The sequence below is a fragment of the Streptomyces litchfieldiae genome (assembly GCF_031845365.1).
Taxonomy (GTDB): Bacteria; Actinomycetota; Actinomycetes; order Streptomycetales; family Streptomycetaceae; genus Streptomyces; species Streptomyces litchfieldiae.
This window is the reverse complement of sequence record NZ_JAVREL010000011.1, coordinates 198,754-214,326: the sequence shown is the minus strand read 5'-3', so window position 1 is coordinate 214,326 and position 15,573 is coordinate 198,754. Positions and strand designations below refer to the sequence as shown.

General features: G+C 75.1%; 15 protein-coding genes and 1 riboswitch. Of the genes, 8 read left to right on the top strand and 7 right to left on the bottom strand.

The features are described from left to right. Positions 1–107 precede the first annotated feature (107 nt). From RM590_RS19910 to RM590_RS19890, 5 genes are all read right to left on the bottom strand, one after another. Positions 108–332 carry a helix-turn-helix domain-containing protein gene (locus RM590_RS19910; RefSeq protein WP_311705983.1) on the bottom strand — a complete coding sequence of 75 codons (225 nt, stop codon included), beginning with the start codon at positions 330–332 and terminating at the stop codon, positions 108–110. Between the two features lie 302 nt (positions 333–634). Continuing rightward, the gene (locus tag RM590_RS19905; protein WP_311705982.1) at positions 635–2,233 is read right to left on the bottom strand and encodes an ABC-F family ATP-binding cassette domain-containing protein; all 1,599 of its coding nucleotides are present in this window, start codon (positions 2,231–2,233) and stop codon (positions 635–637) included. Positions 2,234–2,379: 146 nt separating this feature from the next. Then, a complete protein-coding gene (locus tag RM590_RS19900) occupies positions 2,380–3,753 on the bottom strand; it encodes a hypothetical protein (RefSeq protein WP_311705981.1) in 1,374 nt (457 codons plus the stop codon). A gap of 77 nt (positions 3,754–3,830) precedes the next feature. Then, a complete protein-coding gene (locus RM590_RS19895; RefSeq protein WP_311705980.1) occupies positions 3,831–4,901 on the bottom strand; it encodes an alpha/beta hydrolase in 1,071 nt (356 codons plus the stop codon). A gap of 53 nt (positions 4,902–4,954) precedes the next feature. After that, entirely contained in the window at positions 4,955–5,629 is a 675-nt protein-coding gene (locus RM590_RS19890) for a class II aldolase/adducin family protein (protein WP_311705979.1), read from the bottom strand. Positions 5,630–5,697: 68 nt separating this feature from the next. On the opposite strand from RM590_RS19890, the gene RM590_RS19885 reads away from it, so the two are divergent. The 6 genes from RM590_RS19885 to cobC all read left to right on the top strand — a co-directional run bounded on the left by RM590_RS19885 (position 5,698) and on the right by cobC (position 11,818). After that, positions 5,698–6,921, top strand: coding sequence for an inorganic phosphate transporter (locus RM590_RS19885; protein WP_311705978.1), 1,224 nt, complete (start codon positions 5,698–5,700; stop codon positions 6,919–6,921). 15 nt (positions 6,922–6,936) lie between these two features. Next, positions 6,937–7,128, top strand: a complete 192-nt coding sequence (locus tag RM590_RS19880) for a hypothetical protein (protein ID WP_311705977.1) — start codon at positions 6,937–6,939, stop codon at positions 7,126–7,128. 86 nt (positions 7,129–7,214) lie between these two features. Beyond that, positions 7,215–7,345, top strand: a riboswitch (cobalamin riboswitch). 128 nt (positions 7,346–7,473) lie between these two features. After that, complete coding sequence (locus RM590_RS19875) at positions 7,474–8,436, top strand: cobalamin biosynthesis protein (protein ID WP_311705976.1); 963 nt, start codon at positions 7,474–7,476, stop codon at positions 8,434–8,436. A 16-nt stretch (positions 8,437–8,452) separates the two neighbouring features. Continuing rightward, the gene (locus tag RM590_RS19870; RefSeq protein ID WP_311705975.1) at positions 8,453–9,961 is read left to right on the top strand and encodes a cobyric acid synthase; all 1,509 of its coding nucleotides are present in this window, start codon (positions 8,453–8,455) and stop codon (positions 9,959–9,961) included. Further along, positions 9,958–10,773 carry a CbiX/SirB N-terminal domain-containing protein gene (locus tag RM590_RS19865; RefSeq protein WP_311705974.1) on the top strand — a complete coding sequence of 272 codons (816 nt, stop codon included), beginning with the start codon at positions 9,958–9,960 and terminating at the stop codon, positions 10,771–10,773. The genes RM590_RS19870 and RM590_RS19865 overlap by 4 nt, the downstream gene beginning before the upstream one ends. After that, positions 10,763–11,818: an Rv2231c family pyridoxal phosphate-dependent protein CobC gene (cobC, locus tag RM590_RS19860; protein ID WP_311705973.1), complete on the top strand. Its 1,056-nt coding sequence runs from the start codon at positions 10,763–10,765 to the stop codon at positions 11,816–11,818. The genes RM590_RS19865 and cobC overlap by 11 nt, the downstream gene beginning before the upstream one ends. A 146-nt stretch (positions 11,819–11,964) precedes the next feature. Here the strand turns inward: cobC and RM590_RS19855 are convergent, their stop codons facing one another. Both RM590_RS19855 and RM590_RS19850 read right to left on the bottom strand, forming a co-directional pair. Next, on the bottom strand, positions 11,965–12,867 hold the full coding sequence (locus RM590_RS19855; RefSeq protein ID WP_311705972.1) for an SCO1860 family LAETG-anchored protein: 903 nt from the start codon (positions 12,865–12,867) through the stop codon (positions 11,965–11,967). Between the two features lie 102 nt (positions 12,868–12,969). Continuing rightward, positions 12,970–14,103 carry an amidohydrolase family protein gene (locus RM590_RS19850; RefSeq protein WP_311705971.1) on the bottom strand — a complete coding sequence of 378 codons (1,134 nt, stop codon included), beginning with the start codon at positions 14,101–14,103 and terminating at the stop codon, positions 12,970–12,972. Between the two features lie 118 nt (positions 14,104–14,221). Between RM590_RS19850 and RM590_RS19845 the strand changes: the two genes are divergently transcribed. Both RM590_RS19845 and RM590_RS19840 read left to right on the top strand, forming a co-directional pair. Further along, the gene (locus RM590_RS19845) at positions 14,222–14,797 is read left to right on the top strand and encodes a SigE family RNA polymerase sigma factor (RefSeq protein ID WP_311705970.1); all 576 of its coding nucleotides are present in this window, start codon (positions 14,222–14,224) and stop codon (positions 14,795–14,797) included. Between the two features lie 40 nt (positions 14,798–14,837). After that, entirely contained in the window at positions 14,838–15,467 is a 630-nt protein-coding gene (locus tag RM590_RS19840) for a hypothetical protein (RefSeq protein ID WP_311705969.1), read from the top strand. Positions 15,468–15,573: the final 106 nt, after the last annotated feature.

Genomic DNA, 15,573 nt, shown 5'->3' with positions numbered 1-15,573 from the left:
TCGGCAACGCGGCGAGCGTGCGTGCTGGGGGCCTCCCGGACGAAGTCTGGGGGAGTCGCGGGCCCGGCAAGATCGGCCGGACAGGGCCTTCGGTCCGGCCCGCCCCATCAGGGGGTGGGGGCCGCCTTCTTGCCGCGCGTGGCGCCGCCCCGGCCGCGCAGCGTGACGTCCGCCTCGCTGAGCATCCGGTGCACGAAGCCGTACGACCGGCCGGTCTCCTCGGCCAGCGCCCGGATGCTCGCGCCCGACTCGTATTTCCGCTTCAGGTCCTCCGCGAGCTTCTCGCGCGCGGTGCCGGTCACCCGGCTGCCCTTCTTCAGAGTCTCGGCCACTCGTGCCTCCTCGTGCGAAGTGCGCTCTGGACTCTCATGATCACCCCTATCCAGCTTCCTGGCCACCCATTCATCCGCGTCCATACGACAAGCGGACAGCGGCGGCCGTCGGCCCGGTGCGTGGACGGCCGCCGCCGGGCCCCTGGACGGGGGTGAACGGGCAGGTCAGCGGTGTTCGAAGGGGCAGAGCCGGGTCAGTCGCGGTGACACGCCGAAGTACGACGCCTCTCACTCAGATGAATGATCAAGCGTCGGCCGAATGATCCATCCCGCATGATCACAAACGACGGACCCCGGCCGCCTCAAGCGAGGGCGACGAGGTCCGCGTAGTCCGCGCTCCACAGGTCCTCGACGCCGTCGGGCAGCAGGATGATGCGCTCCGGCTGGAGCGCGTCCACCGCGCCCTCGTCGTGGGTGACGAGCACGACGGCGCCCGTGAAGCTGCGCAGCGCGCCCAGGATCTCCTCGCGGCTGGCCGGGTCCAGGTTGTTCGTGGGCTCGTCCAGCAGCAGCACGTTGGCCGAGGAGACGACGAGGGTGGCCAGCGCCAGCCGCGTCTTCTCGCCGCCGGACAGCACCCCGGCCGGCTTGTCGACGTCGTCGCCGGAGAACAGGAACGAGCCCAGCGTCTTGCGCACGTCGACCATGTCCATGTCCGGCGCGGCGGAGCGCATGTTCTCCAGCACGGTGCGGTTCTCGTCCAGCGTCTCGTGCTCCTGGGCGTAGTACCCGAGCTTGAGGCCGTGGCCGGGGACGACCTCGCCGGAGTCGGGCTTCTCGATCCCGGCCAGCAGCCGCAGCAGCGTCGTCTTGCCCGCGCCGTTGAGGCCGAGGATGACCACGCGCGAGCCCCGGTCGATGGCGAGCGAGACGTCGGTGAAGATCTCCAGCGAGCCGTACGACTTGGACAGCGAGCCGGCCATCAGCGGGGTCTTGCCGCAGGGGGCCGGGTCCGGGAAGCGGAGCTTGGCCACCTTGTCCTGCTGCCGCTCGCCCTCCAGGCCGGCCAGCAGCCGCTCGGCGCGCCGGGCCATGTTCTGCGCGGCGACGGCCTTGGTGGCCTTGGCGCGCATCTTGTCGGCCTGGGCGTTGAGGGCGGCGGCCTTCTTCTCGGCGTTGGCCCGCTCGCGCCTGCGGCGCTTCTCGTCGGCCTCGCGCTGGACCTGGTACTGCTTCCAGCCCATGTTGTAGATGTCGATCTGGGCGCGGTTGGCGTCGAGGTAGAAGACCTTGTTGACGACGGTCTCGATGAGGTTGTTGTCGTGGGAGATCACGATGAGGCCGCCGCGGTAGGTCTTCAGGAAGTCGCGCAGCCAGACGACGGAGTCGGCGTCGAGGTGGTTCGTCGGCTCGTCCAGCAGCAGGGTGTCGGCATCCGAGAAGAGGATGCGGGCCAGCTCGACACGGCGGCGCTGGCCGCCGGAGAGAGTGTGCAGGGGCTGGCCGAGCACGCGGTCGGGCAGTCCGAGGCTGGCCGCGATGGTGGCGGCCTCCGCCTCGGCGGCGTACCCGCCCTTGGTGAGGAACTCGGTCTCCAGCCGCTCGTACCGGCGCATCGCGCGGTCCCGGACATCGCCCTGGGCGCTGGCCATGCGCTGCTCGTTCTCCCGCATGCCGCGCAGCACGGTGTCCAGGCCGCGGGCGGCCAGGATGCGGTCGCGGGCCAGGACGTCGAGGTCGCCGGTGCGCGGGTCCTGCGGCAGGTAGCCGACCTCGCCGCCGCGGGTGATGGTGCCGCCGGCCGGCACGCCCTCGCCGGCGAGGCATTTGGTCAGGGTGGTCTTGCCGGCGCCGTTGCGGCCGACGAGGCCGATGCGGTCGCCCTGGGCGACGCGGAACGACGCGGACTCGATGAGAACGCGGGCACCGGCGCGCAGCTCGATGCCGGAGGCGGTGATCATGGACGGACTCCAGGAACGCGGGAGGGAACGTACGGGCTCGGGTCGGGTGGAGGGCGTACGTCCGCTAATGCACGAGGAGCAGAATGTCCATGCGGTTCATTCTAACGGCGCGGCGCAAGCGGATATCCCCGTCGCGGTGCGGGCGGTCACGCGCCACCGGTGTGCACCTGGAACGCGGCCCGGCGCACCCGTTTGGCGATGGCGGGGTCCGGGTGGGCCGCGGCCAGGGCGAGCAGCACCTGCACCGTGCGGGGGTGGCCGCAGGTGCGGATCTCGTTGACCAGGTCGGCCACATTGGGCTGGGGCGCCGCGTCGAGGTGGTCCAGCAGGAGCCGCTCGGCGCCGTGCTCCTGGGCGGCCGAGGCGGTGTCCACCCACAGCCAGGTGGCCTCGGCCCGGGTCAGCACGCCGTGCGGGGAGTCGGTGTGGTCGCGCGGGTCGCCCGCCTCGTGGTCGGCCAGCCACAGCAGCGCGTAGGGGCGCAGGACCGGCTCGTCGGCGGCGGCGCGCAGGGCGGGCAGCGCGGGGGCGCCGACCACCCGCAGCGCCTCGAACGCGAGGCCGCGGATGAGCGCGTCCTCGCCGCGCGCGGCCTCCAGCAGCTCGGTGACGGCCGGGCCGGCGGGCCGGGCGGCCAGCCAGGCGCGGTACTCGGCGCGGGCCGGGCCGGGGGTGAGGCCGGCGCAGCCGCGCAGCATGGCGACGGCCGACTGCTCGATGTTCCCGGCCGGGCTCTGGGCGGCGATGCAGATGTGCTCCAGCTTGGTCCACATCGCCCAGCCGCCGAGTTCGGTGAGGCGGGCCCGTTCGGGGTGGTGGCCGCGTGCGTGGAGGGTGAGGGCGCCGACGGAGGCGAGGGCGTCCAGCGCCCAGCCCAGCAGCCGGACCAGCTCGGCGGTGTCGCCCTCGTCCGTTATCCCGTCGGCCGGGCCGCGGTCGGCCCGCAGTTCGAGGATGCGCTGCCGGACCAGGTCGATGAGCCCGGCGCCGGTGACCGGGCCGTCGGAGAGATACATCACGGACAGCAGTTGGGGCACGGCGGCGACGACGTCGGCCACCGCGCCGGGGTCGGCGTCCGGCGGGGCCGGACGGGCCAGGGACCAGGCGTCGAACAGCGCGACCCAGCCGCGCAGCGCCGCCGTGTCGTCGCGGTCCCAGGCGCGCAGCCGCCAGCCGGCGCGCACCGCCTCGGCGCCCTCGCCGCCCTGCTCGATGAGGCCGGCCAGCCGGGCGCGGCCCCAGTGGTCGCGCACTTGGCCGACGGTCAGTCCGAGCTCGGCAGCGGCGCGGTCGGCGGCGGCCTCCGGCGAGGTGTTGGTGCGCTGCGCCCAGTGGGCCAGCCGGACGGCGTCGGCGAGCAGAACGCGCGCGCGGCGGGCCAGTTCGTCCTGGGGGGCGACGCCTCTGGGCGGGGTGGGCGTGCGTCTGCCGGCCTGCGGGCGCCTGCTCGTCGCGGCGCGCTGGGGAGGGGTTTGTGGGACAAGTCGCAACCGGGGCTCACGCGGAGTTCGGGACGTCACGTGAGCAGTTTCACCGGTCGGGCCGGGAAAGCCCAAACCCCCTGCCCCGCAGGGGCATATGGACGCGCTCGGCGGGCTCACATGAGCGGCGTCAGGAAACGGCGCAGCCGCTCCTCGTAGGCGGGCGGGTCGGCGTTCCACATGGCCGCGTGCTCGGCGTCGGCGATCACGTGGAGGGTGACGCTCTCGGGGTGGCGGGCGGCCAGGTCGCGGGAGGCGTCCCAGGGGGCCACGGTGTCGCCGGGGCCGTGCAGGACGAGGACCGGCACGGGGGCGCCGCTCTCGCCGGGCGGCGGGGGCGCGGGCGGCGGCTCGGCGGCCTTCTGCGGCCGGCCGCCGGTGACCAGCGGCAGCAGCGGACCGGGAACGCCGCGGCGGGCGGCCAGGGCGCGCAGGGTCGCGGCCGGGTCCAGGACCGGCGAGTCGAGGACGAGTCCGGCGACGCGGTCGCGGGCCTCGGAGTGGGCGGCGGCGCGCAGGGCCATGGCGGCGCCGGTGGACCAGCCGTACAGCACGACGCACCGGGCCCCGTATCCGAGGGCGTAGCCGAGGGCGGCGTCGGCGTCCCGCCAGGCGCCGCGGTGCGCGGGGATGAGTACGGGGAGGTGCTGGTCGTGCAGGAACGGCACGATGTTGAGCGGGTGTTCGCGGGTGGCGCCGAATCCGTGCAGGGCGATCACCCAGGTGTCGCGGGAGCCGGGGATGAACCAGGCGGGCAGCGGGCCGTCGGGGGCGGGGATCGAGACGTCGGTGTGGGTGATGCCGAGGGCGGACTCGGGGGTGCCGAGGTGCAGCTGCGGGGTGAGGGTGACCGGGGCGCCGGGGGTCAGCTCGCCGTGGTCGACCCGCTCCAGGCGCCGCACAACGCTGTCGGGGCCGGCGCGCACCTCCAGCGGGGGGCCGACGACGGCGTGGCAGGACTTGCCCGCCAGGCCGTAGGTGCCGCGGCGGAGGGAGTGCAGGGAGCGGGTGAGGGTGACCTGTCCGGCCGCCGTGGAGTGCACGGACAGCCGCGCCCCCGCGAACCCGGGCGGCCGCCGGACGCGGGCGGCGTCATAGGCCCACCGCCCAGCGGCGACCGCGGCCACGACCGCCCCGGCACTCAGCAGTGTGGTGGCGGCCACGGCCGCCGTCGTGCGCCGACGCATGCCCCCAAGCATGGTGGCGGACCGCGTGCCGTGCCACCGGAGCGGCGGGTCTGTTACGCGGCGGGCCGGTGCCGCCCGTAGTGGCGCAACTTCTCCCCGACGCGGGTCAGCTCCGCCTCGGATATCAGGGTGGGGGTCCGGCCGGGGTTCGCGGTGGCGGTGAGCCAGAGGCGGCACATCCACTCCAACTGGGCCGTGTTGTCGTACGCCTGCCGCAGGCTGTGGCCGTGGACGACCGTGCCGTGGTTGCGCAGCAGACAGCCGGTGCGGTCGCGCAGGGCGGTGAGCATGTGGGCGGCCAGCTCGTCGCTGCCGTAGATGGCGTAGGGCGCGACGCGGACCGGGCCGCCCAGGGCGGCGGTCATGTAGTGGATCGGCGGCAGCTCGTCCACCAGCGTGGAGACGGCCGTCGCGTGCACCGCGTGGGTGTGGACCACGGCGGTGGCGTCCGTCGTGCGGTAGACCGCCAGATGCATCGGCAGCTCGCTGGTCGGCGGCAGCGTGCCGGCGCGGGGGCGGCCCGCCAGGTCCACGGCCAGCAGGTCGCGGGGGCGCAGCAGGTCGTACGGGACGCCGCTCGGGGTGACCAGAACGGTGTCGCCGAGGCGCACGGACAGGTTGCCCGAGGTGCCCACGACGAGGCCGTCGGCGACCGTCCGCCGGGCGTGTTCGATCAGTTCTTTCCAGGCCCGCCGCCATTCGGCGGGAACACGCCGCCACAAGTTCATCTCTCGTTCACCTATTCACCCTACGTTAACGGCGCTTGCCCCCGACCCGCCGAATGATTGTCCGATACATGGAACACATAACGTTGCTGATCGCGATCGTGATCATCACGGCCCTGGCGTTCGACTTCACCAACGGCTTCCACGACACGGCCAACGCCATGGCCACCACCATCTCGACCGGGGCCATGAAACCGCGCGCGGCGGTGGCGATGTCGGCGGTGCTGAACCTCGTCGGCGCGTTCCTCTCGGTCGAGGTCGCGCGCACCATCTCCGGCGGCATCATCGACGAGGAGGCGGGCATCGCGCCCGAAGTCATCTTCGCCGGTCTCGTCGGGGCCATCCTCTGGAACCTGCTGACCTGGCTCGCGGGCCTCCCCTCCAGTTCCTCGCACGCCCTCTTCGGCGGCCTGATCGGCGCGACCGTGGCCTCGGTGGGCACCGGCGCGGTCAACGGCGACGCCGTCGTGGCCAAGGTCGTCATCCCCGCCATCGCCGCGCCGCTGGTCGCGGGGACCGCCGCGCTGCTGGCCACCCGGCTCACCTACCGGCTCACGCGCGGTGCCGACGAGCGCTACAGCGCCCGGGGGTACCGGACCGGGCAGATCGCCTCGGCCGCGCTGGTCTCCCTTGCGCACGGCACCAACGACGCCCAGAAGACGATGGGCGTGATGACGCTGGCCCTGATCGCGGGCGGTTCGCTGGCGCCCGGCGCCGACCCGCCGCTGTGGGTCATCACCTCGGCCGGGGCCGCCATCGCACTGGGCACCTACCTGGGCGGCTGGCGCATCATCCGCACCATGGGCCGGGGCCTGACCGACATCGAGCCGCCGCAGGGGTTCGCCGCCCAGACGAGCGCCGCGACCACGATCCTCGCCTCGTCCCACATGGGCTTCGCGCTGTCCACCACCCAGGTCTGCTCCGGCTCCGTGATGGGCAGCGGCCTGGGCCGCAAGGGCGGCGTGGTGCGCTGGTCCACCGCGACGCGCATGGTCGCGGCCTGGGGCATGACGCTGCCGGCCGCCGGGACCATCGGCGCCCTGGGCGCGCTGCTCGCCGAGCGGGGCGACTGGGGCGTGGCCCTTGTCGCCGCGCTGCTGGTCGTCGCCAGCGTCGGCATCTGGCTGCTGGCCCGCCGCAAGCCGGTCGACCACTCCAATGTGAACGACACCGAGGTGAACGACAGTGACCGCGAAGGTGACATCGACGCACCCGCCGGGCCCGCCCCGGTGACCGTTCCGGCTCCCGCCGCGGCGCCGTCGCCCTCCCCGTCCGCCTCCTCCGCCCTCTCCTGAAGTCCGGGGTCATCCGTGCACATCGAATGGGCCGTCCTCGGCCAGGTCGTTCTCGTCTCCGTGCTGCTGACCGTGGCGCTGGTCGGCCTCTTCTCCGTCGGCATCCGGACCGGCTCCGCCACCTCGCGGACGCGGCCGGCCGGATACCTGTCGTTCGCGCTGTGCGCGGCGGCGGTCGGCTACGGCATCTTCATCGTCGCCACCTGAGCCGGGGGAACGTCCTCCCGGGAAGGCGAGGTTGACGGCGTTCCGCGGCACATGGTGGACTCTTCGGTGCCAAACGGCGGCAGGAGAGGAAGCCGGTGCGAATCCGGCGCGGTCCCGCCACTGTCACCGGGGAGCCCTCCCCCACCGTGCGTCACGGCCCCACCGAATCCCGGAGCTGGAAGGCCGGGGGAAGCGTCGATCCGGGAGCCAGGAGACTCTCACCGCCGGTCACGTCGAACCAGGGCGCGGACCCTGAGTGAGGACACCCCGTTATGACTGGCGCTTCCCCGCCCACCCCTGCCCTGCCCGCACCCCCGCGAGGTGTGACGACGGGCGGCTGAGGTCATGCGCGTACCCCACGCGACGGCGTACGGCATGGCCCTGGGCTACCTCGGCGACCTGCTCACCGGCGACCCCCGCCGGGGCCACCCCGTGGCCGGCTTCGGCCGCGCCGCCTCCGCCCTCGAACGGCGCCTGTGGCGCGACCACCGCGCCGCCGGCGCCCTGTACACCGCGCTGTGCGCGGGCGGCACGGCGGCCCTCGCCGCGCTGCTCGCCCGCCGCGCCGGCCGGGCCGGCGCCCCCGCGCTGACCGCCGCGACCGCCTGGGCGGTGCTCGGCGGCACCGGCCTGGCGCGCGAGGCGCGGGCCGTCGGCGCCGCCCTGGCGGCCGGCGACACGGACCGGGCCCGGGAGCTGCTGCCCCGGCTGTGCGGGCGCGACCCGGCCGCGCTGGACGAACGGGCGCTGGCCCGCGCCGTCGTGGAGTCGGTCGCCGAGAACACCTCCGACGCGGTCGTCGGCGCCCTGGTGTGGGGCGCCGCGGCCGGGGTGCCGGGGCTGGCCGCGTTCCGGGCGGTCAACACGCTGGACGCGATGGTCGGCCACCGCTCGCCGCGGCACCGGAACTTCGGCTGGGCCTCGGCCCGGCTGGACGATCTGGCGGGCTGGCCCGGGGCCCGGCTCACCGCCGCGCTGGCCGCCGCCGCGGGCCCCGATCCGCGCGGCGCGCTGCGCGCCTGGCGCGCCGACGGGCACCGCCACCCCAGCCCCAACGCCGGCCCGGTGGAGGCCGCGTTCGCCGGGGCGCTCGGGGTGCGGCTGGGCGGGACGCTGTCCTACGGCGGGCGGGTGGAGCACCGCCCGGTGCTCAACGCCGGGGGAAGGCCCGTCGAGGTGGCCGACATCGAACGGGCCGTGGCGCTGTCCCGCCGCGTGGGGGCGCTCGCGCTCGTCGTGTGCTGCGCGGCGCGCGCCGCCGGGGAGCGCCTGACCGGGGAACGCGTGACCGGGGAGGGACGGCGGTGACCGGGGAGGGACGGCGGTGACCGGCGGGGCGCTGCTGGTGGCGGGCACCACCTCCGACGCGGGCAAGAGCGTGGTCACGGCCGGGATCTGCCGCTGGCTGGCCCGCAAGGGCGTGCGGGTCGCGCCGTTCAAGGCGCAGAACATGTCGCTGAACTCGTTCGTCACCCGCGAGGGCGCCGAGATCGGCCGGGCCCAGGCGATGCAGGCCGCCGCCGCCCGCACCGAGCCGACCGCCCTGATGAACCCGGTGCTGCTCAAGCCCGGCGGCGACCGCGGCTCGCAGGTGGTGCTGCTGGGCCGGGCCGTGGGCGAGGTGAGCGCCCGGGGCTACCACGAGGAGCGGCAACGGCGGCTGCTGGGCACCGTGACCGACTGCCTCGCCGAACTGCGCGCCCGCTACGACGCGGTGATCTGCGAGGGGGCGGGCAGCCCGGCCGAGATCAACCTCCGGCACGGCGACATCGTCAACATGGGGCTGGCCCGCGCCGCCGGCCTGCCCGTGGTGATCGTCGGCGACATCGACCGCGGCGGCGCGTTCGCCTCTTTCTTCGGCACCACGGCGCTGCTGTCGGCGGCCGACCAGCGGCTGGTCGCCGGGTATCTGGTGAACAAGTTCCGCGGCGACCCGGCGCTGCTGACCCCGGGCCTGGACATGCTGCGCGGCCTCACCGGCCGCCCGGTGCTCGGCGTCCTCCCGCACCGGCACGGCCTCGGCATCGACGAGGAGGACGGGCTGCGGCTGTCGCTGCGCGGCACCCTCCGGGAGACGGAGACCGCCCCGCCGCACGGCCGCGACGTGCTGCGGGTCGCCGTGGTGGCGCTGCCGCTGATGTCGAACTTCACGGACGTGGACGCGCTGGCCGCCGAGCCGGGCGTCGCCGTGCGCTTCACCGACCGGCCCGAGGAGGCGGCCGACGCCGATCTGACGGTGCTGCCGGGCACCCGCGGCACGGTGCGGGCGCTGGCCTGGCTGCGCGAACGCGGCCTGGCCGACGCACTGTTGGGGCGGGCCGCCGAGGGACGGCCGGTGCTGGGGATCTGCGGCGGGTTCCAGATCCTGGGCGAAGTGATCGAGGACCACGTGGAGTCCCGGGCCGGCACCGTCGCCGGGCTCGGCCTGCTGCCGGTGCGGGTGCGGTTCGCCGCCGAGAAGGCCCTGGCGCGCCCAGCCGGTTCGGCCCTGGGCGCGCCCGTGGCGGGCTACGAGATCCACCACGGCGTCGCCGAGGTGACCGGCGGCGAGCCGTTCCTCGACGGCTGCCGCGTCGGGTCCGTCTGGGGCACCCACTGGCACGGCTCGCTGGAGAGCGACGCGTTCCGCCGGGCGTTCCTGGCCCGCATCGCGGCGGACGCCGGCCGGGACTTCACGCCGGCGCCCGGCACGGCGTTCGGCGCGCTGCGCGAGGCGCAGCTCGACAAGCTGGGCGACCTCATCGAGGAACACGCGGACACCGCCGCCCTGCTGCGGCTCATCGAGGAGGGCGCTCCCGGCGGCCTCCCCTTCATCCCGCCGGGAGCGCCATGACGAGTCGCCGAGCTGGCGACCGTGCACGCCAGGACCGGGGAGCCCGGGCTCGTCGAGGCCGCCCGCCAGCTCGGCGTTCCGCTGCCCGGCCACCCGGCCGCCGAGGCGGGCGCGCCGTTCGCCGCCGCCCGCGCGGCCGGCTCGCCGTCGTCGGGCTGGACCAGTACCTGGCGCGGATCACCGATCTGCTGCGCCCCGGCCCCCGGGTGCTCGCCTCCGGGCTCGGCGCGCCGTTCGGGCACGATCACGCCACGATCAGCCGCTCCGACCTGCACGCCCCGTGGGAGGTCGTCGAACGGCGGGTGCGGGCGGCGGCCGAGGCCGGCCTCGCCGTCGCGTTCTGCTCCCACGGCCAGCCGCTGGGCCCGCACCCGGATCTGCTGGCGGTGCTGGAGCGGCGCGTCGACGAGGTGGCGCCCCCGGACGCGCGGCCGGGCACCACGGGGCTGCTCGTGGGGCGCGGCTCGACCGCCCCGGACGCCAACGCGGAGGTGTTCAAGGCGGCCCGACTGCTGTGGGAGGGACGAGCGTTCGCCGGGGTGGAGACGGCGTTCGTGTCGCTGGCCGCGCCGGACGTGGCCACCGGCCTGGACCGCTGCCGCGCGCTGGGCGCGTGCCGGATCGTCGTGCTGCCGGACCGCGTGCGGGCCCTGGTGCTGGCCCGGTACCGCGAGACGGTGCACGGCGACATCCGGATGAACTGCGACGCGTGCGTCTACCGCGTCGCGCTGCCCGGCTTCGCCGACCGGGTCGGGCAGCCGCAGCGACCGCACCACCATCCCGGCGACCACGGGCACGCGCATGTCCACTGACCTGCGGCACCACGGGGACGCCGAACTGCGCGGGCCGGGTGCCGGGAAGCTGATCGACCTCGCCGTGAACGTCCGCGCCGGGACCCCGCCGGGCTGGCTGCGGGAGGCGATCGCGGCCTCGCTGGACTCGCTCGCCGCCTACCCCGACGGCCGGGCGGCGCGCCGGGCGGTGGCGCGGCGGCACGGGCTGCCGGAGGAGTGCGTGCTGCTGACGGCGGGCGCGGCCGAGGCGTTCGTCCTGCTGGCCCGCGCGCTGGACCGGCTGCCGACCGACGGCGAACTCGTCGTCGTGCACCCGCAGTTCACCGAGCCGGAGGCGGCGCTGCGAGCGGCCGGGCACCCGGTGCGGCGGGTGCTCCTGCCCGAGCGGAACGGCTTCCGCCTCGACCCCGCGGCCGTGCCCGCCGGGGCGGGGCTGGTCATGGTGGGAAACCCGACCAACCCCACCTCGGTCCTGCACCCGGCCGCCGATCTGGCGAAGCTGGCCGGGCCGGGGCGGCTGCTGGTGGTGGACGAGGCGTTCATGGACGCGGTGCCCGGCGAACCGGAGTCACTGGCCCCGGCCGTGGGCACCCTGCCCGGGCTGGTGGTGCTGCGCAGCCTCACCAAGACCTGGGGCCTGGCGGGGCTGCGGATCGGCTATGTGCTGGCCGAGCCGGGAATCGTCGAGGCACTGGCCGAGGGGCAGCCGCTGTGGCCGGTGGCCGCACCCGCGCTGGCCGCCGCGGCGGCGTGCTCCACGCCCCGGGCACTGGCCGAGGCGACGGCGGCGGCCCGGGAGACGGCGGCGCACCGGGACCATCTCCTGTCCCGCCTGGCCACCTTCCCCACGATCCGCACCGCCACCCCGGCCCCCCGCGCACCGTTCGTACTGATCCACCACCCCCAGGGCACCGCACTGCGCGAACGCCTCCGCACCCTGGGCTGGGCAGTACGCCGAGCCGACACGTTCCCCGGCCTGACCCCGGGCTGGCTCCGCATCGCGGTCCGCGACCGGACAACATCCGACGCCTTCACCCGGGCCCTGACCCAAGCCGCCCCATAAGGGGCGCGAGGAACCGCGCGATCAACCCAACACAACCCGCACAGTCCCAACGGCAGATCCCCCCAGGGGCGCGGGGAACCGCGCGATCAACCCAACACAACCCGCACAGTGCCAACGGCAGATCCCCAACGACGCGCCCCGAAGGGTTACCCCCGGCCGGAGGCCGCCGCACGCCGCCGCGCGACCAGAACCGCGGCCGCACCGGCCATCAGCAGGCCGAGCCCGCCACCAACCACATACGGCGTCGACGACCCACCCCCCGTCTCGGCGAGGTCAGGCTCCTCACCGGACGTCTGCGGCCGAGTCCCCGCCGGGGCCTCCTCGTCGGCCCCCCCGGCAGGGGTACCGCAGCTCGCCGAGGCCAGCGTCACCGTCCCCGTCACCTCCGCGACGTTGAGATCCAGCGGATTCACGCTGACCGACAGCTCCAGCGCGGTGGCCGCGGCCGTGCCGTCGCCCGTCTCCTGGCTGGAGAGTTCGAGCACGACCTCCCCGACGCCCGGCGCCGTCAGGGTCGTCGTACCTGCCGAGGTGAGGTCGACCTCCTGGCCCAGCGCGGTGATCGCCGCGGGCATCACCGTCTCGGCCGTCGGCTCCTCGCCCGGCACACAGGTCGCCCGCGCCGAGACGGCGTCGAGCTCGATGAGAGAGAGCAGCGGCAGGCCGGGAAGGTGGACGCGCGCGTTGGCGAGAGACGCCTCCGCCGTCGCGCCGCCGGCGTCCGTCGTGGCGGTGGCGGAGGCGACCTCCGCGCTCAGCATCTCGAACGGCCGGCCCTCGTCGACCCCGTCGAGGGTCGCGGTCAGCAGCGTCTCGTCGGCGCTGCCGCCGCCGGCGGGCGCCGTGACCTCGTTCAGGCTCGCCGCCAGGGGCAGCCGGACGCCGTCGTTCAGCAACGAGACGTCGAGTCCGGCGCGCAGCACGGCCGCGCTCGCCGTGCCCTCCCCGCCGCTTCCGCCCTCGTCGGCGGCGGCCGGGACGGCCGGGGCCAGGAGGGCGGTGGCGGCGAGCAGGGCTGCGGCGGAGCGACGGCATGCGGGGTTGTTCACGGGTGAGACTCCAACAGGAAGTTGACTGGGACGCCGCTCATCTTTCGTTGCTCGTAAGGCAGTTGTCCCGCCCGCTCCCGCTCTTCACCCGAATGGGGTAACTCAGGCGATCACTTGTCCCCTGAGCACCACACGCTCCGGATGGCCGAGCACGCGCACGTCCTCGCGGGGGTCGGCGGCGTAGACGACCAGGTCGGCGGGGGCGCCCTCGGTCAGTCCGGGCCGGCCGAGCCAGGCGCGGGCGCCCCATGTGGCGGCGGACAGGGCGTCCAGGACCGGGATGCCGGCGGTCACCAGTTCGGCCACTTCCCGGGCGATGAGCCCGTGCGGCAGCGAGCCGCCCGCGTCGGTGCCGGTGAAGACCGGGATCCCGGCGTCGTGGGCGGCGCGCACGGTGTCGTGGCGGCGCGCGTGCAACCGCCTCAAGTGCCCCGCCCAGCGCGGGTACTTGGCCTCGCCGACGGCGGCCAGGTCGGGGAAGGTGGCGATGTTGACGAGGGTGGGAACGATGGCGACGCCGCGCTCGGCGAATAGCGGGATGGTGTCCTCGGTGAGCCCGGTGGCGTGCTCGACGCAGTCGATCCCGGCCTCGACCAGGTCGCGCAGCGAGTCCTCGGCGAAGCAGTGGGCGGTGACCCGGGCGCCCTCCTCGTGCGCGGCGGCGATGGCGGCGCGCAGGGCGTCGGCGGGCCAGCAGGGCGCGAGGTCGCCGCGTTCGCGGTCGATCCAGTCGCCGACGAGCTTGACCCAGCCGTCGCCGCGCCGGGCCTGGACCCGGACGGCGGCGGCGAGTTCGTCCGGTTCGATCTCGTGCGCGTAGTTGCGGATGTAGCGGCGGGTGCGGGCGATGTGGCGGCCGGCCCGGATGAGGCGCGGCAGATCGGCGCGGTCGTCCACCCAGCGGGTGTCGGCGGGCGATCCGGCGTCGCGCAGCAGCAGCGCGCCCGCGTCGCGGTCGGCCAGGGCCTGCTTCTCGGCGGTCGCCTCGTCGACGGCGCCGTGCGCGTCGAGGCCGACGTGGCAGTGCGCGTCGACCAGGCCGGGCAGCACCCAGCCGGTGAGCGTGAGAACGTCGCGGGCGGCGCGCGGCCGGTCGTGGGTGATCCGGCCACCGACCACCCAGATCTCGTCCCGCACGTGTGGCCCGCTGTCGTCGGTGCCGGGGCCGGCCAGCACCCGGCCCCGGATGTGGAGCACCGGCGGATCCGCAGGTCGAGCGGTCGGTCCGTCATTCATACTCGGCAGCCTACAAATTGGCTGCTACGCTCGCCGGGGGCTGACGCAGGGACGAACATCGCACGGCCAGTCGAACGTTTTCGGCTGGACACTGAGACGTTGACCGAGGGAGGTTGGCGTGGCCGGCCCCAGCGAGGAGTTCCGCGCCTTCTTCGAGCAGCACCACGCCGAACTGTCCCGGCTCGCCCGCCTGTTGCTGGGCGGGACGGACGGCGCGGAGGGCGCTGACGATCTGGCCGCCGACGCACTGGTCGCCATCTGGCACCACTGGGACCGCGTGCGTACCGCCGAGTACCCGCTGGCGTACGCCCGCGGCGTGGTGGCGAACCTCGCCAGATCCCGGATCCGCAGCAGAACGCGCGAGCGCCGCCGCATCGCGCTCTTCTGGTCCCGCGCCGGGGAGTCGGCGGACGGGCCGGACGTGCCCGCGGTGCTCGATGTGCGGGCCGCCCTGGGCCGGTTGCCGTATCGCAAGCGCGCCTGTGTGGTGCTGCGGCACGCGTTCGACCTCTCCGAGCAGGAGACCGCGCGCGCCCTCGGGATCTCGGTGGGTACCGTGAAGAGTCAGACCTCGCGCGGCATGGCCGAGCTGGAACGACTGCTCACCGAGGTCGCCGCCCCCGAAGGCGAGGGCGATGCGCAGGAGTTCCTCCGCGTCCTGCGCACCGGCCCGGTGGAGCGGAGGAGTTGGTGAGCGGCGTCCGGAGCGGCGCCGGTAACGCGGAAGAGGACCCATGGCAGACCGCCCCGAGGTACGGGAGATGCTGCGCGCCGCGGCGGCCGGGCACGAGCCCGACCGGCGGCGGATGCTGGCGCGCGTGGAGCGCGCCATCGCCGCGGCCCCGGCGCGGCGCGGCGGCTGGCTGCGCGTGGCGGGCGCGGCGGCGGCGCTGGCGGTGACGCTGGGCGCGGCGGCCCTGATCGCCGGGTGGAGCGGCGGTGGGCCGGGGGGCGCCGGGCCGGCGGCGGCGGAGACGCGGCTGCCGTCGTCCGGGGTGGTGGATCCGGGCAGCAACCCGCACTGGTCGCAGAGCAACATCACGGTGGAGACGGCCGAGCCGCTGACGTCGTTCACGGTGGAGCTGCGGGTCGTGACGGGCGAGGGCGTGCGGCCGACGGGCGCGTGGCGGACGCTGCCGGGCAACGACTTCGATCTGTCGGTCGCCAACGAGGGCGGCGACCTGGTGTTCCGCTGGGAGCTGCGCCCCGGGGCGGAGGTGCCGCCCGGCGAGCACATGTTCGCGGGCCAGTTCGACCATGATCTGGGCGCCCGCGACCCGTCGGGGGACCGCTACCGGGTGACGGGGTCGGGCCCGGCGGGCACGGTGTCCGCGAGTGGCGGCTTCGGCGCTGCCACCGGATAATTCGCGCTCGCGCCGTTCGGCCTCTCCGGCCCTTTCGGAAGAAATTCAACTGCCGTTTCCCGTGCTAATTCCGAGACAGCTTGCGGCGCTCTTCTTCCCGCTTTTC

Bases quoted from the DNA above. Each gene is read 5' to 3' on its own strand.
- RM590_RS19905 (WP_311705982.1), bottom strand. From the start codon at position 2,233: ATGATCACCGCCTCCGGCATCGAGCTGCGCGCCGGTGCCCGCGTTCTC.
- RM590_RS19895 (WP_311705980.1), bottom strand. From the start codon at position 4,901: ATGCGTCGGCGCACGACGGCGGCCGTGGCCGCCACCACACTGCTGAGT.
- RM590_RS19890 (WP_311705979.1), bottom strand. From the start codon at position 5,629: ATGAACTTGTGGCGGCGTGTTCCCGCCGAATGGCGGCGGGCCTGGAAA.
- RM590_RS19885 (WP_311705978.1), top strand. From the start codon at position 5,698: ATGGAACACATAACGTTGCTGATCGCGATCGTGATCATCACGGCCCTG.
- RM590_RS19875 (WP_311705976.1), top strand. From the start codon at position 7,474: ATGCGCGTACCCCACGCGACGGCGTACGGCATGGCCCTGGGCTACCTC.
- RM590_RS19865 (WP_311705974.1), top strand. From the start codon at position 9,958: ATGACGAGTCGCCGAGCTGGCGACCGTGCACGCCAGGACCGGGGAGCC.
- cobC (WP_311705973.1), top strand. From the start codon at position 10,763: ATGTCCACTGACCTGCGGCACCACGGGGACGCCGAACTGCGCGGGCCG.
- RM590_RS19850 (WP_311705971.1), bottom strand. From the start codon at position 14,103: ATGAATGACGGACCGACCGCTCGACCTGCGGATCCGCCGGTGCTCCAC.
- RM590_RS19840 (WP_311705969.1), top strand. From the start codon at position 14,838: ATGGCAGACCGCCCCGAGGTACGGGAGATGCTGCGCGCCGCGGCGGCC.